The sequence below is a fragment of the Qipengyuania sp. genome (assembly GCF_964227205.1).
Lineage (GTDB): Bacteria > Pseudomonadota > Alphaproteobacteria > Sphingomonadales > Sphingomonadaceae > Qipengyuania.
The window spans coordinates 457,125-479,541 of record NZ_CAXQVB010000002.1 but is presented as its reverse complement, the minus strand read 5'-3'; the positions used below and the strand labels follow the sequence as shown (position 1 = coordinate 479,541).

Below are 22,417 nucleotides of genomic sequence, written 5' to 3'. Positions count from 1 at the left end.
GGCGTTCACACCATAGAACTCATCAGGAAGGCTCGAAGGCCCCCACATGCTCAATTCCATCATGAAAGCCGTGTTCGGCTCGTCGAACGATCGCTACGTCAAGTCGCTCGGCAAGATCGTCAACCAGATCAACGCGCTCGAACCGCAGCTTCAGGCGCTCACCGACGAGGAACTCGCAGCGCAGACCGACAAGTTTCGTGCCCAGCTTGCCGACGGCAAGACGCTCGACGACATCCTCCCCGAAGCCTTCGCCACGGTCCGCGAAGCCTCGGTCCGCGTGCTCGGTATGCGCCATTTCGACGTGCAGATGGTCGGTGGCATCGTACTCCACCGCGGTGAAATCGCTGAAATGCGTACTGGCGAAGGCAAGACCTTGGTCGCCACGCTGGCGACCTATCTCAACGCGATCGAGGGCAAGGGTGTCCACGTCGTCACGGTCAACGATTACCTCGCCGCGCGCGACGCTGAATGGATGGGGCGCCTGCACCGCTTCCTCGGCCTGACGATCGGCGTGATCGTGCCCAATCTGTCGGAGCACGAGCGGCGCGAGGCCTATAACGCCGACATCACCTATTCGACCAACAACGAGCTCGGCTTCGATTACCTGCGCGACAATATGAAGCACGAGCGCGGCCAGATGGTGCAGCGCCCGTTCAACTTCGCGATCGTCGACGAAGTCGACTCGATCCTGATCGACGAGGCGCGCACCCCGCTGATCATCTCGGGGCCGACCGAGGACAAGTCCGACCTCTACATCGCCATCGACGAAGTGGTGAAAACCTTCCCCGACGACTGGTACGAGAAGGACGAGAAGCAGCGCAGCATCCAGCTGACCGAGGAAGGCACCGAGGAAGTCGAGAAGCTGCTGATCGAAAAGGGGCTGCTCGAGACCGAGAACCTCTATGACGTCGAAAACACGCAGGTCGTCCACCATCTCGACCAGGCATTGCGCGCGGTGCACATGTTCAAGCGCGACATCGATTACATCGTCAAGGACGACAAGGTCGTGATCATCGACGAGTTTACCGGTCGCATGATGGATGGCCGCCGCTGGTCGAACGGCTTGCACCAGGCGGTCGAGGCGAAGGAAGGGGTAAAGATCGAGCCCGAAAACCAGACGCTCGCCTCGATCACCTTCCAGAACTACTTCCGCATGTATCCCAAGCTGTCGGGCATGACCGGCACCGCCGCCACCGAAGCGGCCGAATTCTGGGACATCTACAAGATGAACGTGGTCGAGATCCCGACCAACGTTCCCGTCGCGCGGATCGACGAGGACGACGAGTTCTACAAGAACACACAGGACAAGTTCAAAGCCATCGCCAAGGCGATCGCCGAAAAGGCGAAGGTCGGCCAGCCGGTGCTGGTCGGCACGGTATCGATCGAGAAGAGCGAGATGTTGAGCGCCTTCCTCGAACAGGAAGGGGTCAAGCACGAGGTCCTCAACGCTCGCCAGCACGAGCGCGAAGCGCATATCGTGGCGCAGGCCGGTCGCATCGGCGCGGTCACCATCGCCACCAACATGGCCGGCCGCGGCACCGACATCCAGCTCGGCGGCAATGTCGACTTCCGCATCGAGGACGAGCTCGGCGACATGGAAGAGGGCGCCAAGAAGGACCTCGAGATCGAACGCATCAAGGCCGAAGTCGCGGCCGAGCGGCAGAAGGTGCTCGAGGCGGGCGGCCTCTTCGTGTTGGGTACCGAACGGCACGAAAGCCGTCGCATCGACAACCAGCTGCGCGGACGCTCGGGCCGCCAGGGCGACCCCGGCCTGTCGCGCTTCTACCTCTGTCTCGAAGACGATCTGCTGCGCATCTTCGGACCCGACACGCTGTTCGCCAAGATGATGAACTCGAATCTCGAGGACGGCGAGGCGATCGGCTCGAAATGGCTGTCGAAGGCGATCGAGACCGCGCAGAAGAAGGTCGAAGCGCGAAATTACGAGATCCGCAAACAGGTCGTCCAGTACGACGACGTGATGAACGACCAGCGCAAGGTGATCTACGAACAGCGCGCCGAGATCATGGATTCCGAGGCGGTCGACGACGTGGTCGTCGCGATGCGCCACGATGCGATCAATTCGCTGGTCGGGGAAGCATGCCCGCCGGGGTCCTATCCCGAGCAATGGGACATTGCGGGCCTCAAGACCCGGGTTGCCGAAATGCTGGGGATCGACGCTCCGATCGAACAGTGGATCGAGGAAGACCAGGTCGAACCCGAGATCATCGAGGAACGCCTCGTCGAACAGGCCGACGCGATCATGGAAAAGAAGATCGCCGCGACCGATCCCTCGCTGTGGCGCCGGATCGAGAAGAGTATCCTGCTGCAGGAGCTCGACGGCCAGTGGAAGGATCACCTCGCCACGCTCGATGCGCTGCGCCAGGTCGTGGGGCTGCGTGCCCATGCGCAGAAGCAGCCGCTCAACGAGTACAAGCAGGAAGCCTTCAGCCTTTTCGAGACCATGCTCGACAAGCTGCGTGAGGAGGTGACCAGCAAGCTCATCCGTCTCGAACTGGTCGAACCCGCACCACTGCCGCCCGTCGACCTGCCCGAACTGCCCGATTTCCTCACCGGACACATCGATCCGTTGACCGGCCTCGAGGATTCGAACGACGAAGACGGCTCCGCAGCGCGCGCGGCGCTGTTCGGCGCGCTCGCCGGCAGCCCGCGTGCCGCGGTCGGTCCGGGCGGCTCGGTGGGCGAGAATCCCTACGCCGGAATGGATATCAGCCGCAATGCGCCGTGTCCCTGCGGCTCGGGCAACAAGTACAAGCACTGCCACGGCGCTATCGGCAGCTGAGCCGAACCGGCGGCTCCGTCGCTAACTGCGGCGGGGCTGCCGCACCATCGGTTGCAGGGGCGGGCTGTCCGGTTCCGGATGGATAGGCTCGCCCAGAGGTTCGAATCCGCATGAGCGGTAGAATCCGGTATTCGCCGGGTTGGAATTCTCGAGATAGGCGGGGAGCACTGCGCGGTCGCAGGCGTCGAGCATGGGCTGGATCAGCTTGCGGCCAAGCCCCTTTCCCTGCGCCGCCGGACGGACGCCGATGCTGAAGAGATAGGCGTGCTCGAAGGCGGGATGGCGGCGTTCCATCGCCTCGCCGGTACGGATTCCGCGACGCACTGCGCCGGGACCGCAGGTGAACAGTGTGGGGAGGGCGAAGGCGGCATAATCGCCCAGCGAGAAATTCGCGTCGCCGCCGGGCAGCATCCACATGCAGGCTCCCTCGTCGCCGACCAGATAGCAGTAGCCGCGGGGCACGTAGATGCGCCGGGCCTGCAGCCGGAACAGGTTGCGGATGCCCGCGAACCGGCCGAAGAGCCACAGGTTGAAGGGATCGTCGCGGAAGGCATCGGCGGTGATCTCGCCGAGCCGGGCGGCATCGCTTTTGCCGGCCTGCCGAAGATCGCTCCCCAGGTCGATATCCGCTGTCTGCATTGTCGTTGACCCTCTGCCCTGCCGTAACGCTAGCCGCCGCCGCGCGGCCGGTCTAGGCAGACTGCATGGCCATGCTCGCAGTCGCATTCTTCGTCGCCGCCCTGCTTTATGCCAGCGTCGGCTTCGGGGGAGGATCGACCTATACGGCGCTCTTGGCACTGGGCGAGGTCGACTATCGCCTTCTTCCGCTGGTCTCGCTCTCCTGCAATATCGTAGTCGTTGCGGGAAGCACCATCCGCTTCGCCCGCGCGCGGGTGACGCCATGGCGCGACGCGGTGCTGGTCACTGCCGCGGCGGCACCGGCGGCCTTCTTCGGCGGGCTTACCCCGATCGACGAGACGACCTTCCTCGGCATCCTCGGCGCGTGCCTCGTGCTCACCGGCTTGAGCCTTCTTCTTCCCCTGCGCGAGGAGAGCGTCGTCGCGCCGGCTCGCTGGGCGCGGGCAATGCCTCTCGTCGCAATGCCGCTCGGTTACCTCGCCGGTCTGGTCGGCATTGGCGGGGGGATCTTCCTCGCTCCGGTGCTGCACCTCGCGCGGTGGCACGGCGCACGCGCCATCGCCGCGACCGCTAGCCTGTTCATCCTCGTGAATTCGCTCTCCGGCCTTGGCGGACAGGTGCTCAAGGGCGGGGCTGGGCGACTGGGTGCGGCTGTAGATTTCGGCCTGCCGCTGCTCGTCGCGGTTGCCGTCGGCGGCCAGATCGGTAACCTGCTGGCGCTCAAATACCTGCCGCAGCGCTGGATTCGCCTCGGTACGGCCGCGCTCACTGCCTGGGTAGGCATGCGCTTGCTCCTGGCCTTGTGACAAAAGCTGCGTGAGTGGCCGGCGCAGCGATCACGACCGAGCGAACCGTCCCCTGCCGTGGATTGAAGCAGGCGCTGCTAGGGCGATGCGGCACGACCAAGAAGCGTGACGATGCCGCATCTTCGACCACCGCACTTGACGTCGAAGACGACGAACATGCCTGGATCTGGGTCGGTGGCTGGGCGAGGGGGGCTATGCGGCTTCGAGCGCCAGTAACGCAGAGGCTGTACCAAACATCCCCGGTCAACACGAAGGATCCGGGGTGCTTCTGAACCAAATCAGCCGGTGATTAGCCGACAACCGCAGGACCTTGATCCGCACCGGGTGGCTCAAGATCCTCGGTAACGAACTGCTGATTCGTCTCAAACAGATTGGCAAAGGACAAGGAGAAGCGGTGAGAACGCAGCCAAGGAAACGCCGCCCATGCGAGCGGGGGCGTCCGGAGCGCTAACGAAGGCTGATTTGGGTCACTTCGTCGAAGTGAATGGCTCCCCGAGTTGGATTCGAACCAACGACCAAGTGATTAACAGTCACCTACTCTACCGCTGAGCTATCGGGGAGCAGCCCGCTGGGCAGGGGTGCGCCTATATGGGCGCGATTCTGGTTTGGCAAGCGGGCAAATCGCAAAAATTGTGCGACATCTCGCACAGCGAGGGTTCAGACCACGAATTGCTCGGCGACGATGCGTTCATCGAGCGCGTGGCCCGGGTCGAACAGCAAGGTCAGTTCGCTGTCGCGCGCGATTTCGAGGTCGACCTGCGCGACATCGCGCAACTCGCGCTGGTCGGCCACGACCGAGACCGGGCGCTTGTCCTCTTCGAGCACGCGCAGCGAGATACGGCTTCGATCGGGCAGGATTGCACCATGCCAGCGACGCGGGCGGAACGGACTGATCGGGGTCAGCGCAAGAAGGTTCGAATCGAGCGGCAGGATCGGGCCGTCGGCCGAGAGGTTGTAGGCCGTCGAGCCCGCCGGCGTCGCCAGCAGCACGCCGTCGCAGACCAACTCGGGAATGCGCACCTTGTCGTCGACCGTGACTTCGAGCTTGGCAGTCTGGCGGGTTTCACGCAGCAGGCTGACCTCGTTGATCGCACAGAAGGTGTGTTCCTGGCCGTCCTGGGTCACCGCGTGCATGCGCAATGGCGCGATATGGTGCGGCTTGGCCTTGCCGATCCGCTTGACCAGCGTTTCGGGATTGCGGTTGCGGTTCATGAGGAAGCCGACGGTCCCGAGATTGAGCCCGTAGGCGGGAATGATCCGTCCGCTGTCGAGCATGGCGTGGAGCGTCTGGAGCATGAAGCCGTCCCCGCCCAGCACGACGACAGCGTCAGCGCGATCGAGCGGAACCCAGTCGGCAATGTCGGCGAAATCGCGGGCGGCGGCTTCCTGTGCACGCGGGGCATCGGATACCAGCAGGGCCAGGCGGCTGAATTCGGTCATGAACTCTCTGCATCCCTCCGTCCCGGCCGGGCGCCGGGCAACGCGCTACCTATGGATGCGCGTCCCATTTGGCAACATGATGGAAAAACTGGTAACCCTTTGCATCCAGCGCGATAAGGACCGTCCTATGGCGAGCATGCCCGACGAACCATTCGACGAAACGCGCGATGCGCTGACCGGCCTGGCCGACCAGGCACTGGCGCGAGAGACGATCGCACGCTGGCAGCAGGACTGGCCGGCCGATACGATTGCGTGTCCGATTCAGGCGATGCTTATCACGCTGGGCCGGATCGATACGGTCAACGTCGCCTTCGGGGAATCGGCCGGCGATGTCGCGCTGGTCGAAGTGGCCCAGCGGATCAAGCATTTCGCGGGCGACGAGCTGGAAAGCAGCAATGCCTGGCTGGCCGCCCGCCTCAATGGTGGCAATTTCCTCCTCGTCGCTCGGCAGCAATGCAGCCGCGAACGCTGGCAATGGCTGGCCGAGGCGCTGGCCGATGCCATCGCCGTGCCGATCGCCAATCCCGAGGGCGGGGCAAGCCTGCGCCTGTGGCCGCGCATTGCGTTGCTGCGGATGACGCCGGCCGACGATCCCGACAGCGTGCTGGACCGGCTTTCCGATCTCGCCACCCGCATGCGCGAAAGCAACCGGCGGAGGATCGACTGGTCGACCGGCGAACAGGCACGTTCCGGCCGTTCGAACCAGCAGCTCGAGGCCGACCTGCTTGCAGCCATGGATCGCAACGAGATCGAGATCCTGTTCCAGCCGCAATATGCGCTCGACGACGATCGCCTCATCGGTGCCGAAGCGCTGGCGCGATGGCATCATCCGGTGATCGGGCGGATCGGCGGGGGCACGTTGTTCCAGATTGCCGAACGTGCCGATCAGGTGGCGCACCTGTCGCGCCACATCGTCACGCGCGCGATCGAACAGGCGGTTCACTGGCCGGGCGCATTGCGCCTGTCGGTCAATATCACCCCGGCGGATCTTGCAGCGGAGAATTTCGCAACCGAATTCGCCCAGATGGCCAAGGCGGCAGGCTTTCCCCTCAATCGGATCACGCTGGAGATCATCGAACAGGTGCTCCTAGCCGATCTCGATCGTGTCAGCCGCGTGCTCGACCAGCTCAAGCTGTTCGGCATCCGCATCGCGCTTGACGATTTCGGCGCCGGGTTCTGCAATTTCCGCTATCTCAAGGTCCTCCCGATCGATTGCATCAAGCTCGACCGCTCGATGCTCGAGGGGGTGATCGAGGATGATCGCGACCTCGCGGTCATCCGCGCGATCGTCGCCATGGCCGAAGCGCTCGGACTCAAGGTGGTAGCCGAGGGTGTGGAAACGGAGGCGCAACGCGAACTGCTCCGCAGCGAGGGCTGCGAGTATTACCAAGGCTTTCTGCGCGCGCAGCCCATGACGCCGGAGGATTTCCTTGAGCTCGTGAAGCGTTAGGCTGCTGCCTTCGCGCCCTTGCGCGCCTTGCGGACGATCCCCGACAACCCCTTGGTCAGCTGGAACAGGCCGTTGAGGCGGCTCTCGGGCGAATTCCACGCGCGCGAAATCACCAGTTTCATGTCGGGGCGGAGCTTGGCGGTGCCCTGCAGCCGGTCGACATAGGCGAGCAGGCCCGGCCCATCGGGGAAGTCGTCCTGATGGAACGTCACCAGCGTACCTTGCGCGCCGACGTCGATCTTGGCGATGTTCGCCTCGATCGCCTGGTGCTTGATTTCGATCAGGCGGACGAGGTTGGCGGTAGCGGGGGGCAGTTCACCGAAGCGGTCGATCATTTCGGCGGCCAGTGCCTCGATCTCGGCCTTGTCGGCGGCATCGTTGAGGCGGCGATAGAGCGCCATGCGCACGGCAAGGTCGGGGACGTAATCCTCGGGGATCATGATCGGCGCATCGACGGTAATCTGCGGACTGACCGTCTCGCGCTTCGGCTCGAGCCCCAGCTCGCCGGCCTTTGCGGCGAGGATCGCGTCCTCGAGCATCGACTGGTAGAGTTCGAAGCCGACCTCGCGGATATGGCCCGACTGCTCGTCGCCCAGCAGGTTGCCCGCGCCGCGAATGTCGAGATCGTGGCTGGCGAGCTGGAAGCCGGCACCGAGGCTGTCGAGATCGCCGAGCACCTTGAGGCGCTTCTCCGCGACTTCGGAAAGCTGCGTGTCGGCGGCGTAGGTCAGATAGGCATAGGCACGCAATTTCGAGCGGCCCACCCGTCCGCGCAGCTGGTAGAGCTGGGCGAGGCCGAAGATGTCGGCGCGGTGGATGATGATCGTGTTCGCGCTCGGCAGGTCGAGCCCGCTCTCGACAATCGTCGTGGCGAGCAGCACCTCGTACTTGCCTTCGTAGAAGGCGCTCATCCGCTCCTCGATTTCGCCCGCGCTCATCTGGCCATGTGCGGCGACGAATTTCACCTCGGGCACGTTTTCGTAAAGCCAGTCCGAAATCTGTTCCATGTCGGAGATGCGCGGCACGACGATGAAGCTCTGCCCGCCGCGATGGTGTTCGCGCAGCAGCGCCTCGCGCATCACCATGTCGTCCCATTCCATGACGTAGGTGCGCACCGCGAGCCGGTCGACCGGCGGAGTCTGGATGGTCGAGAGTTCGCGGAGCCCTGTCATCGCCATTTGCAGCGTCCGCGGGATCGGCGTCGCGGTAAGGGTCAGCATGTGTACGTCGGCGCGCAACTGCTTGAGCTTTTCCTTATGCGTGACGCCGAAGCGCTGTTCCTCGTCGACGATGACGAGGCCGAGATTCTTGAACTTGGTCTGCTTCGACAGGATCGCATGCGTGCCGACCACGATATCGACCTGCCCGTTTTCCAGACCCTCGCGCGTCTCCTTCAGTTCGCGCGCCGGAACGAGACGCGAGAGCCTGCCAACTTTGAGCGGAAAGCCTTTGAAACGATTTGCGAAGTTTTCGAAGTGTTGTCTGGCGAGCAGGGTCGTGGGCGCGACCACAGCCACCTGCTGGCCATTCATCGCCGCGACGAATGCGGCGCGCAGCGCGACCTCGGTCTTGCCGAAGCCGACATCGCCGCAGACCAGCCGGTCCATCGGCTTGCCGCTCTCCAGATCGCGCAGTACGTCCTCGATCGCGCGTTCCTGGTCGTCGGTTTCCTCGTACTGGAAGCGGTCGAGGAACTGATTGTAGGCCCCGTCCTCGACCTCTAGCACCGGCGCCTTGCGGAGCGCGCGCTGCGCGGCGACCTTGAGCAGCTCTCCGGCGATCTCGCGGATGCGTTCCTTGAGCCGTGCCCGACGCTTCTGCCAGGCCTCGCCCCCGAGCTTGTCGAGCTGGACGGCTTCCTCGCTGCTGCCATAGCGACTGAGAACGTCGATGTTCTCGACCGGGATGAACAGCTTGTCACCGCCACGATATTCGAGCTGGACGCAGTCGTGCTTCGACTTGCCCACCGGGATCGCCTCGAGACCGAGATAGCGGCCGATTCCGTGCTCGGTGTGGACGATCAGGTCGCCGACCGAGAGCGCCTGCAATTCGGCGAGGAATGCGTCGGCATCGCGGCGCTTCTTCTTTCGCCGCACGAGGCGGTCGCCGAGCACATCCTGCTCGGTGAGCAGCTCCATCTCGTCATTGGCGAAGCTTGCCTCGATCGGCAACACCATCGCGACCGGCTTGCCCTTGGCGGAGAGACCCAGCGCTTCTTGCCAGGTCTCGGCCAGCTGCACGGGCGTGCCTGCTTCCCCGAGTATCGAGGCGATGCGCGAGCGACTGCCGGCCGAGTAGGCGGCAAGCAGCGGGCGTTTTCCGGCCTTGCCGAGCGCCTTCAGGTGTTCTGCCAGCACCGGATAGACACTGTCCCCGCGCGCACGCTCGGGAGCGAAATCGCGGCCCGAGCGGAAGCCGAAATCGACCACGCTTTCGCTCTCCGGCTCGTCGAAAGGCGTGGCGCGATGTGCGGGTGCGGCGGCAAGCTCAGCCTTGAATTCCTCGCCCGTCAGATAGAGCGCGTCGGGCTTCAGCGGGCGGTAATTGCCCTTCGCCTGCCCGGTGATCGCGGTGCGCTGCTCGTAATAGTCGGTGACGTCTTTCACGCGCTCGTCGGCGGCGGCGAGCGCGGCCTGGTCGACCACCACCAGATCGTCCGTGCCGAAATGGTCGAACAGGGTGGTGAGCTTGTCCTCGAACAGCGGCAGCCAGTGTTCCATCCCCGCCAGACGTCGACCTTCGCTGACGGCCTCGTAGAGCGGGTCCTGCGTCGCATGCGCGCCGAACATTTCGCGGTACCGGCTGCGGAAGCGCTTGATGCTGCCTTCGTCGAGCAGCGCTTCGCTCGCGGGAAGCAGCAGGTGCGAGTCGAGCCGCCCGGTGCTCATCTGCGTATTCGGGTCGAAGCTGCGCAGGCTCTCCAACTCGTCGCCGAAGAAATCCAGCCGTAGCGCCTCGTCCATTCCGCTGGGGAAGATGTCGACGATCGAGCCGCGCACGGCATATTCGCCCTTGTCGATCACCGTATCGGTGCGGCTGTAGCCCTGCTTCTGCAGCAGCAGCGACAGGCTCTCGCGGCCGATCTCGATCCCGGGCTTGAACTCGCGCACGCTCTCGCGGATGCGGAAGGGTGTGAGCACGCGCTGGAGCACGGCATTGGCGGTAGTGACGACCAGCTGTGCCCTCGCCTTACCCGCCTGCAACCGGTGGAGCGCGGCAAGCCGTCGCGCGCTGATAGAGAGCGCAGGGCTGGCGCGATCGTAGGGCAGCGAGTCCCAAGCGGGAAACTCGATCACCTCGAGTTCGGGCGCGAAGAAGGCGGCGGCATCGACCACTCCGCGCATCGCAGCATCGTCGGGCGCAATGAACACCGCACGCCCGCTGCTGGCCCGCGCGAGGTCGGCCATGACCAGCGGCTGCGCACCGCGCGCAACCTGCGCCAGCGTGAGCGGATCCTTGGCTTTCAGGATACGGGAGAGGTCGGGCATGGTGTTCCTAGCGTTCGAGGGTGCGCCGCGTTCCGCACACACGGCATTGCCCCCTGCCCGAATGGGAAGGGGGGTGCGATCTGCTGTGTGATCGAAATAGGCGTTAGCGTCCGAGCGTCAACGCGGAATATCGACGTAGTCGAGTTGCTGCATGGCGTCGAGCAGATGGCCCTGGAAGCGGCGCGGGGCGGCCTGCGTCTTGAGCGCCCAGGCCATGACGTCGACGTCGTCCTCCTCGAGCAGCGCCTCGAACCAGGCGAGTTCCGTCTCGTCCCAATCGGCGTGATAGCGATCGAAGAAGCCGCCGATCATGTAATCGGCCTCGCGCGTGCCGCGGTGCCAGGCGCGGAACTTGGCGCGCTGCTTACGGCCTTCGATGGTGAGCAGATCGGGCATGGGGCGCGGGTAGTGCAGGCGCGCGCACCTTTCAACAGTCATTGCGAGGAGCCGCAGGCTCCGCGGCAATCCACAGCTCGGCTATCTGGATGGCCTCGCTGCGCTCGCAATGGCACTTGAGATTGGGCATAGCCTCGCCATGCGCCCCGAGATCCTCAACCCGTTGTTTGCCGAGACCGAGACGCTCGACGGAGTCGGGCCCAAGCTGAGGAAGCCGCTCGACCGGCTCGGGCTGACGCGGCTGCGCGATCTGGTCTACCACCTGCCCGAACGCTTCGTCACGCGCCGCGCGGTGGAAAATGTCGATGAAGCGGGCGAGGGCGAGCAGATCATGGTCAAGCTCACCGTGACCGAGCACCGCTCGGGCCGTAGCCCACGCGCGCCTTACCGCGTGCTGGCGCAAGATGCGGTGGGCAACGTGATTGCGCTGACCTATTTTGGGCGCGCCTCCTACTCCGCGAAGAAACAGCTTCCGCAAGGCGAGACGCGCTGGGTGGCGGGCAAGCTCGAGCGGTTCGGCGACATGCTCCAGATCGTTCATCCCGACCACGTGGTCGAGGAAGGCGGTGAGACGCTGCAACGCCTGTGCGAGCCGGTCTATCGCCTGTCCGAAGGACTGACCCAACCCAAGGTGGCGGGGCTGGTCGATCAGGCGCTTTCGCGGTCTCCCGTATTGCCTGAATGGATCGAGCCGGGCCAGCTCGACAAGACGGGCTGGCCCAGCTGGCGCGACGCGCTGGTGCTGTCGCACAAGGGTGAGAATTCCCAGGCGCGCGACAGGCTGGCCTATGACGAGCTCCTCGCCAACAGCCTCGCGCTGATGCTGGTGCGGGCCGACAACCGAAAGCGCAAGGGCCAGCCGCTCAAAGGCGATGGCAGCTATCGCGGCAAGCTCGAGCTGCCGTTCCCGCTGACCGGCGCGCAGACCCGCTCGATTGCCGAGATCGAGGGCGACATGGCGCAGGAAGCGCCCATGCTGCGCCTGCTGCAGGGCGATGTCGGCGCGGGCAAGACGGTAGTTGCGCTGGAAGCCATGCTGATCGCGGTGGAGGCGGGGGCGCAGGCTGCGTTGCTCGCCCCGACCGAACTGCTCGCGCGACAGCATTACGAAACGCTGCGCCGCATGGCTGCGCCTACCGGGGCGGAGGTCGTGCTGTTTACCGGCCGCGACAAGGGCAAGGCGCGCGAGAGCATCCTGATGGGCCTGCTCGACGGGAGCATCGACATCGTCGTCGGCACGCATGCGATCTTCCAGGACAAGGTCGCCTATCGCAATCTCGCCATGGTGGTGATCGACGAGCAGCATCGCTTCGGCGTCGGCCAGCGGCTGATGCTGGCGAGCAAGGGCAGGCGCGCGCCGCATGTGCTTGCCATGACCGCCACCCCGATCCCGCGCACGCTGACGCTGGCGCAATATGGCGAGCTCGACGTAAGCAAGCTCGACGAACTGCCCCCGGGCCGGCAGGCGATCGACACGGTGGTGATGGGGCAGGGCAAGCTCGGTGCGCTGGTCGACCGGCTCGCCGCGCAGATCGCCGAGGGGCGCCAGGCATATTGGGTGTGCCCCATGGTTCGCGAGATGGACGGGCCGGAGGAGATCGCGGCAGCCGAAGCGCGCTTTGCGGCCTTGAAGGAGCGGTTCGGCGAGGATGTCGTGATGGTTCATGGACAACTCGCGCCCGAAGCGAAGGACGCTGCGATGGAGCGGTTCGCGCGCAGTGAAGCCAAGCTTCTCGTCGCAACCACGGTGATCGAGGTCGGGGTCGACGTACCCAATGCAACGCTGATGGTGATCGAACAGGCCGAACGGTTCGGTCTCGCGCAATTGCACCAGTTGCGTGGCCGCGTGGGACGGGGCAGTGACAAGAGCTTCTGCGTCCTCCTTCACGGCGAGACGCTTTCCGAAACCGCACAGAAGCGGCTCGCCTTGATGCGTGAATCGCAGGATGGTTTTTTCCTCGCCGAAGAGGATCTGCGGCTGCGCGGCGGGGGCGAACTGCTCGGCACGCGGCAGTCGGGCGATACGCCGTTCAGCGTCGCGAGCCTCGACCAGATAACCGAGCTGCTGCCCATGGCGTATGACGATGCCCGCCTGCTGATGGAGCGTGACGGCGGGCTGGAGGGCACGCGCGGCGAGGCGGCGCGGGTCTTGCTCTATCTCTTCGAGCGCGATTTCGGCGTGAAGACGCTGCGGGGAGGCTAGCGCAGGAGCTTTACCAGTGCCGCGGCCCCGGCGCTCACGTCTTCCCAGGTGTCGCGGAAACCGTCCTCGTCCCCGTACCAGGGGTCGGCTAGGTCGGCGCCTTCGCGGCCCGGCACGAGGTCGAGCAGCATCTCCACGCGGGCCTTGCCGTTGCCCGGATCAAGGCGGGCGATGTTGGCCATGTTCGACGTGTCCATGCCGAGAATCCAGTCGAAACGATGGAAGTCATCGACCACCAATTGTCGGCCACGGTAGTGGCCGATCTCGATCCCGTGTCTTGCCGCTTCGGCGATCGAGCGCGGGTCGGGCGGTTCGCCGACGTGATAATCGGCAGTACCGGCGCTGTCGGCCTCGATATCGAGCCCGGCTTCGGTGGCGGCATGACGAAAGGCGGCTTCGGCGAGCGGCGAGCGGCAGATGTTGCCGAGGCAGACGAACAGGATGCGATGCGTGGCCATGCCGTTCGCTAGCCTCACGTCGGCGTGGTGCACAAGCCTCAGGCGGCGCGGCGCACCTGGTTGCGACCGCCGGTCTTGGCTTCGTACAGGGCGGCATCGGCGCGTGCCATTAGGTGGTCGAGGTCGTCACCGGGCTGGAAGTCGGCGACGCCGACGCTGGCGGTGAAGGGTATGATCGCATCGCCATGGACGACCGGGCTATGGGCGATGCCCAGGCGCAGGCGCTCGCAAACCATGGCCGCCGTTTCGAGATCGGCCTGCGGAAAGATGACCGCGAATTCCTCGCCTCCGATTCTTCCTACGAGATCGCGCTTGCGCAGGCTTTCGCTTGCCCGCCGGGCAACCTCCCGGATAACTTCGTCGCCTGCCGGATGACCGAAGCGGTCGTTGATCTGCTTGAAATGATCGATGTCGAAGATGGCGAGGCTGAGCGGACGAGCGGGGTCCGAGGCGGCGCGATCTAGCGAGCGCCCGAGAGCGTCGATGAAGCTCCTGCGATTGGGCAGTCCGGTAAGCGCATCGGTCGAGGCGCTGCGCTGCAGTTCGCGCCGCGCATCGGCTTCGGCATCGAGCGCCTGGCGGACATAGATCGTCGCCAGTATCGTCAGCACCAAAAGCAGGAAGCCGATCGCCGTCAGGGCATATTGATAACGCTCGTTCGCAACCGCAAGGCGCTTCGCCTTCAACGATCGTTCGGCCAGTAACCCCCGCTCGCTGTGCTCGATCGCGTCGAGCGTGAGGAGTATCCGGTCGAGCGAGGTCTTGCCGTCGCCTCTCCTGGTCCGAGCGATCGCCTCGTCCTTTCGGCCGCCACGCTGGAGGGCAATCATCTCCTCCATCGTCGCGTCGAACTCCGCGAGGTCGCGCTTGAGTGTGGCGATGCGCTGCTGCTGCTGAGAATTTTGGCTGGGCAGCGCGCTCAGCCTTGCAAGGCTCTCGGCGCCTTGCTCCATCCCCTGGTAGTAGGGTTCGAGAAAACGCCGGTCGTCGGTAATGAGGAAACCGCGTTCGCCGCGCAGTTTGGCAAGCGACGCAGAACGCAGGCGATCGGTCTCGATGAGGACTTCGAGCGTGCGGATCTGCCAGCGTTCGGCGAGGTCGCGTTCCTTGGCGGAGCGCATCGCGCTGACACTGGCCCCGGCGAGGAGTACGGCCATCAATGCGACACAGGCGATAAGGAAATAGCTTCGCCAGTCCGAACGCCGCGAGCGCCGTGCAACCTGCTTTGCGAGCCACATCAGAGGAGATTCCCGGGCATTCGATCATCCTGCGCCCGGCGTGGTTAAAGTCCCGCTAACGACGTGGTCGGAGGATCGGAATGGCGCGCGCTCAGCGGTTCAGCCGACCCTCGATCAGGGCCTCGACGACACCGGGATCGGCCAGCGTCGAGGTGTCGCCCAGCGAGCCGAATTCGTTCTCGGCGATCTTGCGCAGGATACGGCGCATGATCTTGCCGCTGCGGGTCTTGGGCAGCGCCGGCGTGAAGTGGAGGTGATCGGGGGTCGCAATCGGGCCGATTTCGCTGCGTACATGCGCGCGCAATTCGGCGGTGAGGTCGTCGTTGTCCTCCTCCCCGGCGTTGAGCGTCACGTAGCAGTAGATGCCCTGGCCCTTGATATCGTGCGGGAAGCCCACCACCGCCGCTTCGCTGACCTTTGGGTGCAGCACCAGCGCGCTTTCGACTTCGGCGGTGCCCATGCGGTGGCCCGAGACATTGATGACGTCATCGACGCGGCCCGTGATCCAGTAATATCCGTCCACGTCGCGGCGGCAGCCGTCGCCGGTGAAATACTTGCCCTTGTAGGTGCTGAAATAGGTCTGCACGAAGCGATCGTGATCGCCATAGACGGTGCGCGCCTGGCCGGGCCAGCTACGGGTGATGCACAGGTTCCCCTCGGTCGCGCCGTCGAGGACCTCGCCATCGTTGTCGACCAGTTGCGGGCAGACACCGAAGAAGGGGCGGCCTGCGCTGCCCGGCTTCATGTCGTGCGCGCCGGGCAGGGTGGTGATCATGACCCCGCCGGTCTCGGTCTGCCACCAGGTGTCGATCACCGGCAGCCGACCCTTGCCGACGGTCTCGTGATACCAGCGCCAGGCCTCGGGGTTGATCGGCTCGCCCACGCTGCCGAGCAGGCGCAGGGTGGATAGATCGTGCTTCGTCACATGGCTGTCGCCCTCGCGCATCAGTGCACGGATGGCGGTGGGGGCAGTGTAGAAGATGTTGACCTTGTGCTTCTCGCACACCGCCCAGAAGCGGTCATGGTCGGGATAGTTGGGTACGCCTTCGAACATCAGCGCGGTGGCACCATTCTGCAGCGGGCCGTAGACGATATAGCTGTGCCCGGTGACCCAGCCGATATCGGCAGTGCACCAGAAGACCTCGCCCTCGCGATAGTCGAAGACGTAGCGGAAGGTGGTTTCGGTCCACACGGCATAGCCGCCGGTGGTGTGGAGTACGCCCTTGGGCTTGCCGGTCGATCCGGAAGTGTAGAGGATGAACAGCGGATCCTCTGCGTTCATCGGTTCGCAAGGACATTCGCCGGAAACACCGGTCGAGAGCTCGTGATACCAGTGGTCGCGGCCCTCGGTCATCGACACCTCGCCGCCGGTGTGGCGCAGGACGAGCACGGCTTTGGCGGAGACTTTCTCCAGCGCTGCGTCGACATTGGCTTTCAAGGGTATCCGCTTGCCGCCACGCAGGCCTTCGTCGGCAGTGACGATCCAGTCGCTCGCGCAGTCCTCGACCCGGCCGGCGATGGCCTCGGGGCTGAAGCCTCCGAAGATCACCGAATGGATCGCGCCGATCCGCGCGCAGGCTAGCATGGCGGAGGCACCCTCGGGCACCATCGGCATGTAGATGGTGACGCGGTCGCCCTTGGCGACGCCCATTGCCTTCAGCGTATTGGCCATGCGGATCACTTCGGACTGCAGTTCGGCGTAGCTGATCCGGCGGACCTCGCCTTGCGGATCGTCGGGCTCGAAGATCAACGCGAGGCGGTCGCCATGGCCCGCAGCGACGTGCCGGTCGACGGCATTGTGGCAGATGTTGAGGACGCCATCCTCGAACCACTTGATCGAAACGGGGTCATAGGACCAGTCGGCAATGGTCGTCGGCGGGGTGAACCAGTCGAGCCGCTCGGCCTGCCCGGCCCAGAAAGCGTCGCTGTCCTCGATGCTGCGGGCGTAAAGCGCCTGATAGTCCTCGAGCGTGCAATGGGTACCCTCGATCGCCGCCTGGGGACGCCGTTCCCACTCCGAACGATCCGTTGCCTCGGTCATGCCGTGTTTCTCCTCTTCCGGAGATCATCTCTAGGCATTCGGGGCCGCGGTGCAAACGCCTAGCTTTGCCTCGCAATCTGCAAATCGACCCGTTAGGCATGCGCCATGTCCGATTTCCGAACGATTGCCCCGACCGCCATATTCCTCTTGGCGATGAGCCAGCCCGCGCTTGCACAGAATGACGATCCGGTGATCGTGGTGACGGGGGAGGGGCTGGACGAAACCCCGGCGCTTCCCGCCTACGACGGCCAGACCATCGACCGCGAGCAATTGCTCAGCGTCCCTTCGGGCCGGATCGAGGACGTGCTGTCGTCGGTCGCGGGTTTCCAGCAATTCCGCCGTTCCGACAGCCGCAGCGCCAATGCCTCGGCGCAAGGGGCGACCCTGCGCGCGCTGGGCGGGAATGCCACCAGCCGGGCCTTGGTCCTGCTCGACGGCGTGCCGATGAGCGATCCCTTCTTTGGCTATGTGCCATTCAGCGCGCTGGCACCCGAACGCCTCTCGCAAATCCGTGTGACGCGCGGTGGAGGCTCGGGGCCTTTCGGAGCGGGCGCGCTGGCCGGGACGATCGAAATGGAGAGTGCCGGTATCGCCGCGCTTTCGGGTTTCAAAGGCCAGCTTTTGGCCAATGACCGCGGCGAGACCGAGGCTTCGAGCAGTTATGGCGCACGCCTCGGCAGCGGTTTCGTCGTCGCCTCGGGCCGCTGGGATCGCGGCAAGGGTTTCTTCACCACGCCCGAAGCCGACCGCGTAGCGTCGAGCGCGCGGGCCGCCTTCGATGGATGGTCGGCACAGCTGCGCGGTGTCGCTCCTCTGGCGCAGGACATCGAGCTGCAGGTGAGGGGGCTTGCCTATCGCGACGAGCGAACGCTGCGATTCAAGGCGGCTGACAGCAGCATCGAGGGGCAGGATGCCAGCCTGCGCCTCCTCGGGCGCGGGGCCTGGGCGTTCGATGCGCTGGCCTATGTCCAGGCCCGCAATTTCACCAATATCGTGATATCGTCGTCTCGCTTCGTGCCCGTGCTCGACCAGCGCAACACCCCCGCGACGGGCCTTGGCGGCAAGTTCGAACTGCGCCCTCCCGTCGGCGAGGACCACGTGCTGCGACTGGGGATCGATTACCGGCGTGCGGGCGGCGAGTTGTTCGAGACGGCGATCAGCGCCTTCTCGGGCCAGGTTACGGCGCGCCGCCATGCGGGCGGGACCAATACCGATCTCGGCTTCTTCGTCGAGGACGACTGGAGCCTCGGCGCGGTCACGCTGACCGCCGGGGCCCGGCTCGACCGCTGGACGGTTCGCGACGGCTTCTACGCCGAGCGCGATGCCGGCGGCTTGCCGGTCGCGACGGAGATATACCCTGACAGGGCCGGGTGGGAGGCCTCTTTCCGCGGCGGGCTGCTCTATCGCGCCAGCGATGTGCTCGCCCTGCGTGCCGCCGCCTATACGGGCCTGCGCCTGCCCACGCTCAACGAGCTGTACCGCCCCTTCGTCGTCTTTCCCGTGGTGACGCAGGCCAATGCGTCGTTGCGCAATGAACGGCTCGAGGGGGTCGAGGCGGGGATCGAGCTGACGCCCACCGGGCAGGTCACGTTCTCGCTCACCGGTTTCGACAACCGCGTGAAGGGTGCGATTGCCAATGTCACCATCGCCACCAATTTGCGCCAACGGCAGAATATCGATGCGATCCATGCCCGCGGGGTCGAGGCAGGGCTGCAGGCCGAATTCGGCAGACTCGGGCTGAACGCCTCGGTCGCCTGGACCGATGCCGAGGCGCGGGGATCGGGACTCGCCGCGGCGCTTGACGGAAATCGTCCCGCGCAAACGCCCCGCTTCACGGGCGGGGCGACGCTATCCTATCGCCCGGCCGAAAACTGGCTGGTCTCGGCGACCTTGCGGCATGTCGGGGCGCAGTTCGAGGACGATCTCGAAACCGATGTCCTGCCCGCGGCGACCACCTTCGATGCCTATGCGCAAGTTCCCCTGGGGAGGAAGCTCGCACTGGTGTTGCGCGGCGAAAACCTGACCGACGAGGATGTCGTCACGCGTAACCAGGGCGGCTCGATCGACCTTGGTGTTCCGCGCACGCTGTGGGCCGGATTGAAAGTCGGGCTCTAGTTGCCGATGGCTGCGCTCCCCGGCGATCGGGCCGGGGAGCGCATCGGGCCCCCACAGCCCGATCAGAAGCGGTAGGAGACGCCGGCGCTGAGCACCCAGGGATCGAGCTTGTGCTTGGTTTCGATGGCCAGCGTATCGCCGGCATACCAGCGCGCGGTCGTATCGACGAAATAGCGTTTCGCATCCACCGTGAAGCCCAGGCCGCTGTCGCCGATGGCGATATCTGCGCCGCCCTGGAGCACCAGTCCGAACTCGTCGGAAAGCGTCGTCCGCGTCACGCCGAGCGGGATGGTGGCAGCCCCCGGTTCGACGTCGATCCACCAGAAATAGGTCGCACCTGCGCCGAGATAGGGTTTCACACCGCCCAGATCGAAGTGGTATTTCGCAGTGAAGGTGGCCGGAATGACCTTGGCATCCGAAACCAGCTCGGCGCCAGCCGGCAGCCCCGCCACGGCATCGACATCATGCTGCGTCACACAGCAAATCGTCTCGATCGAGAAATTGGGGCTGACGAAATACTCGATGGCCAGTGTCGGCACGAAGTTGTCGTTGGCTTCGGTCTGCTTTCCCGCGGGAAGCCCGACGATATCGGTTTTCAGATCGGTGATCTTGCCGTCGGGTACGACATAGGTTCCGAGCAGCTTGACCTGCACACTGCCGTCATTGTCCTGCGCCATCGCCTGAGCGGGGAGGGCGAGCATTGCGCTTCCGGCCAATGCAGCCGCGAGCACCTTGTTCATTTCCTTCTTCCTTCGCGCCGCAGTGGTCGCCCGATGCGACCCAGGGTTCTTGCAGCGTCGAAAGACCGGCTAGTGCCGTCGATTTCGCGCCGCATTGATCTGGATCAAGGAGTCCGCTGGAGCAAAGGCCGAAAGGAGAGCGCATGGACATGTTCTCCCACGCCTTCGATCCCTTTGCCGAGCGAGTGCTGCCGCCGCATCTGGGCCGGGAAGTGCGGTGCGGTTTCAAGGCACTGGCGCGGTTCTGCCCGCTCGGCAAGGAGGACTCGCTCGAATTCGCGGGCGGCGGCGAGCACATCGTCTTCGTCGCTCGCGGCGCAACGAAGCTGGTGGCGCATGCCTCCGAAGCACGCGACCAGGTCGTGGCGTTCCACTTCGCCGGTGAACTCTACACCGTGCCCGAGCCCGACAATTATTCCTATTCGGTCTGTGCCCTGCGCGATTGTGAACTCCTCGCTTTCGCCTCGTCCGAGTTTCTCCGGCTTGCGGCAGGGGAGACTGAAATCGTGCGGCAATTGCTCGACAGCACGCGGCTCTCGCTCCAGCGCTGCCGCGAAAAGGCCATTGCGCTAGGGCGCAAGACCGCCGGAGAGCGCATCGCGGTCTTCCTTCTCGGCATGGCCGACCGGATCGGTGTCGAGCAGGACGGAAGGATTTCGCTCGAGCTTCCCATGTCGCGCCGGGACATATCGGAAAGCCTCGGCCTGACGATCGAGACTGTCAGTCGGCAATTGAGCAGGCTCAAGGACGATGCCGTGATCGAGACGGTCGGGCGCGCAGGCATCGTGCTGCGCGATCGCACCGATCTCAAACGACGGGCGGGGTTTCTGAGGGGCGCTGCCTGACTCTTTTCCAAGAATTGATCTGGATCAATGCGAGCCCTGGCGGGCCCGCCTAACCCGCGGGAAACGGACGGAGATTTTTCATGCAAGCGGAAGCTGCTCTGGGCCGCATCGGCCTGTGGTTCCTGATCATGCTGGCTGCCATCGCTGCGGCGGTGGCGGCCGCCGACGGCGGATTTGCCGCGCATGCCACGATCGTTGCCCTCATTGCATTCGCGATGATCTGGATTAGCGCCTCGCGGTTCGATCCGCTGGGTAAGGCGCAGGGCTTCTTCAGGATGCCCGAAGGCCCCTCGCGCTACGACGACGACGTCATTCGCTGGGGCGTAATCGCAACCATGTTCTGGGGCCTTGCGGGCCTGCTTGCAGGGGTCTTCATCGCGGCGCAGCTCGCTTTCCCGCAGCTCAATTTCGAACCCTATCTGAATTTCGGCCGGTTGCGCCCGCTGCACACCAGTGCGGTGATCTTCGCCTTCGGCGGCAATGCCCTGCTCGCGACCAGTTTCTACGTCGTCCAGCGCACCTGCCGCACGCAGCTGGCCTTCCCCGGCCTCGCGCGCTTCGTGTTCTGGGGATACCAGCTGTTCATCGTGCTGGCGGCAACCGGCTACCTCCTCGGCGTCACCCAGTCGAAGGAATATGCCGAACCCGAATGGTATGTCGATCTGTGGCTGACGATCGTCTGGGTCGCCTATTTCATCGTCTTCGTCGGGACGCTGGCCAGGCGCAACGAACCGCACATCTACGTCGCCAACTGGTTCTACCTCGCCTTCATCGTGACCATCGCGATGCTGCACATCGTCAACAACCTGGCGATGCCGGTGAGCCTGCTCGGCGCGAAGAGCTATTCGGTCTTCGCCGGCGTGCAGGATGCGCTGACGCAGTGGTGGTATGGCCACAATGCGGTCGGCTTCTTCCTGACCGCAGGCTTCCTGGCGATGATGTATTACTTCGTCCCCAAGCAGGCCGAGCGGCCGGTCTATTCCTACCGCCTGTCGATCATCCACTTCTGGTCGCTGATCTTCCTCTATATCTGGGCGGGTCCGCACCACCTGCATTACACGGCGTTGCCCGATTGGGCGCAGACGCTGGGCATGGTGTTCTCGATCATGCTGTGGATGCCCAGCTGGGGCGGCATGATCAACGGGCTGATGACCCTGAACGGTGCCTGGGACAAGGTCCGCACCGATCCGATCATCCGTATGATGGTGATGGCGCTGGCCTTCTACGGCATGAGCACCTTCGAGGGGCCGATGCTGTCGATCAAGAGCGTCAACAGCCTGTCGCACTATACCGACTGGACCATCGGCCACGTCCATTCCGGCGCGCTGGGATGGAACGGGCTGATCACCTTCGCCTGCGTCTATTTCCTCGTGCCCCGCCTGTGGAAGCGCGAGCGGATGTATTCGCTGCGGATGATCAACTGGCACTTCTGGCTCGCGACGCTAGGCATCGTCTTCTACGCCGCCAGCATGTGGGTCGCGGGCATCCAGCAAGGGCTGATGTGGCGCGAATACGGGCCCGACGGGTACCTTGTCTGGTCCTTCGCAGACAGCGTCGCCGCGATGTTCCCGATGTACGTCATGCGCGCGGTCGGCGGGCTGATGTACCTCTCCGGCGCGATCGTCATGTCCTACAACATCTGGATGACGCTGGCCGGCAAGCTGCGTGAGGAAGCTCCGCTGCGCGATGCTGCCTACGATCCGCAGGCCGACCGCCCGATCGTCGCCACCCAGCCCAGCGCCGTTCCGGCCGAATGAG

At 64.7% G+C, this 22,417-nt stretch carries 15 protein-coding genes and 1 tRNA gene; 7 read left to right on the top strand and 9 right to left on the bottom strand.

Going from position 1 to position 22,417, the window contains the following annotated elements; all coding sequences use genetic code 11:
• The first annotated feature begins 46 nt into the window (after window positions 1-46).
• Window positions 47-2,800, top strand: coding sequence for a preprotein translocase subunit SecA (secA, locus tag ACEQZ0_RS04240; protein ID WP_370188704.1), 2,754 nt, complete (start codon window positions 47-49; stop codon window positions 2,798-2,800).
• Window positions 2,801-2,821: 21 nt separating this feature from the next.
• On the opposite strand, the gene ACEQZ0_RS04235 is transcribed toward secA, so the two are convergent.
• Complete coding sequence (locus ACEQZ0_RS04235; RefSeq protein ID WP_370188702.1) at window positions 2,822-3,439, bottom strand: N-acetyltransferase family protein; 618 nt, start codon at window positions 3,437-3,439, stop codon at window positions 2,822-2,824.
• A 65-nt stretch (window positions 3,440-3,504) separates the two neighbouring features.
• On the opposite strand from ACEQZ0_RS04235, the gene ACEQZ0_RS04230 reads away from it, so the two are divergent.
• Window positions 3,505-4,245, top strand: coding sequence for a sulfite exporter TauE/SafE family protein (locus ACEQZ0_RS04230; protein WP_370188700.1), 741 nt, complete (start codon window positions 3,505-3,507; stop codon window positions 4,243-4,245).
• Window positions 4,246-4,730: 485 nt separating this feature from the next.
• On the opposite strand, the gene ACEQZ0_RS04225 is transcribed toward ACEQZ0_RS04230, so the two are convergent.
• Window positions 4,731-4,805 (bottom strand) — tRNA-Asn (locus tag ACEQZ0_RS04225).
• Between the two features lie 97 nt (window positions 4,806-4,902).
• Complete coding sequence (locus ACEQZ0_RS04220) at window positions 4,903-5,685, bottom strand: NAD kinase (RefSeq protein ID WP_370188698.1); 783 nt, start codon at window positions 5,683-5,685, stop codon at window positions 4,903-4,905.
• A gap of 136 nt (window positions 5,686-5,821) precedes the next feature.
• Here ACEQZ0_RS04220 and ACEQZ0_RS04215 point away from each other — a divergent pair, with 136 nt between their 5' ends.
• Entirely contained in the window at window positions 5,822-7,135 is a 1,314-nt protein-coding gene (locus tag ACEQZ0_RS04215; protein WP_370188696.1) for an EAL domain-containing protein, read from the top strand.
• Here ACEQZ0_RS04215 and mfd read toward each other — a convergent pair.
• Both mfd and ACEQZ0_RS04205 read right to left on the bottom strand, forming a co-directional pair.
• A complete protein-coding gene (gene mfd / locus ACEQZ0_RS04210) occupies window positions 7,132-10,623 on the bottom strand; it encodes a transcription-repair coupling factor (protein WP_370188694.1) in 3,492 nt (1,163 codons plus the stop codon). The two genes, ACEQZ0_RS04215 and mfd, sit on opposite strands and share 4 nt — an antisense overlap.
• Window positions 10,624-10,740: 117 nt before the next feature.
• Entirely contained in the window at window positions 10,741-11,019 is a 279-nt protein-coding gene (locus tag ACEQZ0_RS04205; protein ID WP_370188692.1) for a succinate dehydrogenase assembly factor 2, read from the bottom strand.
• 139 nt (window positions 11,020-11,158) lie between these two features.
• Here ACEQZ0_RS04205 and recG point away from each other — a divergent pair, with 139 nt between their 5' ends.
• Window positions 11,159-13,222 carry an ATP-dependent DNA helicase RecG gene (gene recG / locus ACEQZ0_RS04200; protein WP_370188690.1) on the top strand — a complete coding sequence of 688 codons (2,064 nt, stop codon included), beginning with the start codon at window positions 11,159-11,161 and terminating at the stop codon, window positions 13,220-13,222.
• On the opposite strand, the gene ACEQZ0_RS04195 is transcribed toward recG, so the two are convergent.
• The 3 genes from ACEQZ0_RS04195 to acs form a co-directional block, all read right to left on the bottom strand.
• Window positions 13,219-13,680 (bottom strand): low molecular weight protein-tyrosine-phosphatase, encoded by a 462-nt coding sequence (locus ACEQZ0_RS04195; protein WP_370188688.1) that lies wholly within the window; start codon window positions 13,678-13,680, stop codon window positions 13,219-13,221. The genes recG and ACEQZ0_RS04195 overlap by 4 nt on opposite strands.
• 38 nt (window positions 13,681-13,718) lie before the next feature.
• Window positions 13,719-14,918: a diguanylate cyclase gene (locus ACEQZ0_RS04190; protein ID WP_370188686.1), complete on the bottom strand. Its 1,200-nt coding sequence runs from the start codon at window positions 14,916-14,918 to the stop codon at window positions 13,719-13,721.
• 91 nt (window positions 14,919-15,009) lie between these two features.
• Window positions 15,010-16,959, bottom strand: a complete 1,950-nt coding sequence (gene acs, locus ACEQZ0_RS04185) for an acetate--CoA ligase (RefSeq protein WP_370188684.1) — start codon at window positions 16,957-16,959, stop codon at window positions 15,010-15,012.
• Window positions 16,960-17,064: 105 nt separating this feature from the next.
• Between acs and ACEQZ0_RS04180 the strand changes: the two genes are divergently transcribed.
• Entirely contained in the window at window positions 17,065-19,074 is a 2,010-nt protein-coding gene (locus ACEQZ0_RS04180) for a TonB-dependent receptor (protein ID WP_370188682.1), read from the top strand.
• A gap of 62 nt (window positions 19,075-19,136) precedes the next feature.
• Here the strand turns inward: ACEQZ0_RS04180 and ACEQZ0_RS04175 are convergent, their stop codons facing one another.
• Window positions 19,137-19,814: an OmpW family protein gene (locus ACEQZ0_RS04175; RefSeq protein WP_370188680.1), complete on the bottom strand. Its 678-nt coding sequence runs from the start codon at window positions 19,812-19,814 to the stop codon at window positions 19,137-19,139.
• A 143-nt stretch (window positions 19,815-19,957) separates the two neighbouring features.
• On the opposite strand from ACEQZ0_RS04175, the gene ACEQZ0_RS04170 reads away from it, so the two are divergent.
• Window positions 19,958-20,659, top strand: a complete 702-nt coding sequence (locus tag ACEQZ0_RS04170) for a helix-turn-helix domain-containing protein (protein ID WP_370188678.1) — start codon at window positions 19,958-19,960, stop codon at window positions 20,657-20,659.
• A gap of 80 nt (window positions 20,660-20,739) precedes the next feature.
• Entirely contained in the window at window positions 20,740-22,416 is a 1,677-nt protein-coding gene (gene ccoN, locus ACEQZ0_RS04165) for a cytochrome-c oxidase, cbb3-type subunit I (RefSeq protein WP_370188676.1), read from the top strand.
• Window position 22,417: the final 1 nt, after the last annotated feature.

Bases quoted from the DNA above. Each gene is read 5' to 3' on its own strand.
- ACEQZ0_RS04220 (WP_370188698.1), bottom strand. From the start codon at position 5,685: ATGACCGAATTCAGCCGCCTGGCCCTGCTGGTATCCGATGCCCCGCGT.
- acs (WP_370188684.1), bottom strand. From the start codon at position 16,959: ATGACCGAGGCAACGGATCGTTCGGAGTGGGAACGGCGTCCCCAGGCG.
- ACEQZ0_RS04215 (WP_370188696.1), top strand. From the start codon at position 5,822: ATGCCCGACGAACCATTCGACGAAACGCGCGATGCGCTGACCGGCCTG.
- ACEQZ0_RS04170 (WP_370188678.1), top strand. From the start codon at position 19,958: ATGGACATGTTCTCCCACGCCTTCGATCCCTTTGCCGAGCGAGTGCTG.
- ACEQZ0_RS04180 (WP_370188682.1), top strand. From the start codon at position 17,065: ATGTCCGATTTCCGAACGATTGCCCCGACCGCCATATTCCTCTTGGCG.
- ACEQZ0_RS04230 (WP_370188700.1), top strand. From the start codon at position 3,505: ATGGCCATGCTCGCAGTCGCATTCTTCGTCGCCGCCCTGCTTTATGCC.
- recG (WP_370188690.1), top strand. From the start codon at position 11,159: ATGCGCCCCGAGATCCTCAACCCGTTGTTTGCCGAGACCGAGACGCTC.
- ACEQZ0_RS04175 (WP_370188680.1), bottom strand. From the start codon at position 19,814: ATGAACAAGGTGCTCGCGGCTGCATTGGCCGGAAGCGCAATGCTCGCC.
- secA (WP_370188704.1), top strand. From the start codon at position 47: ATGCTCAATTCCATCATGAAAGCCGTGTTCGGCTCGTCGAACGATCGC.
- ACEQZ0_RS04195 (WP_370188688.1), bottom strand. From the start codon at position 13,680: ATGGCCACGCATCGCATCCTGTTCGTCTGCCTCGGCAACATCTGCCGC.
- ACEQZ0_RS04190 (WP_370188686.1), bottom strand. From the start codon at position 14,918: ATGTGGCTCGCAAAGCAGGTTGCACGGCGCTCGCGGCGTTCGGACTGG.
- mfd (WP_370188694.1), bottom strand. From the start codon at position 10,623: ATGCCCGACCTCTCCCGTATCCTGAAAGCCAAGGATCCGCTCACGCTG.
- ACEQZ0_RS04235 (WP_370188702.1), bottom strand. From the start codon at position 3,439: ATGCAGACAGCGGATATCGACCTGGGGAGCGATCTTCGGCAGGCCGGC.
- ACEQZ0_RS04205 (WP_370188692.1), bottom strand. From the start codon at position 11,019: ATGCCCGATCTGCTCACCATCGAAGGCCGTAAGCAGCGCGCCAAGTTC.
- ccoN (WP_370188676.1), top strand. From the start codon at position 20,740: ATGCAAGCGGAAGCTGCTCTGGGCCGCATCGGCCTGTGGTTCCTGATC.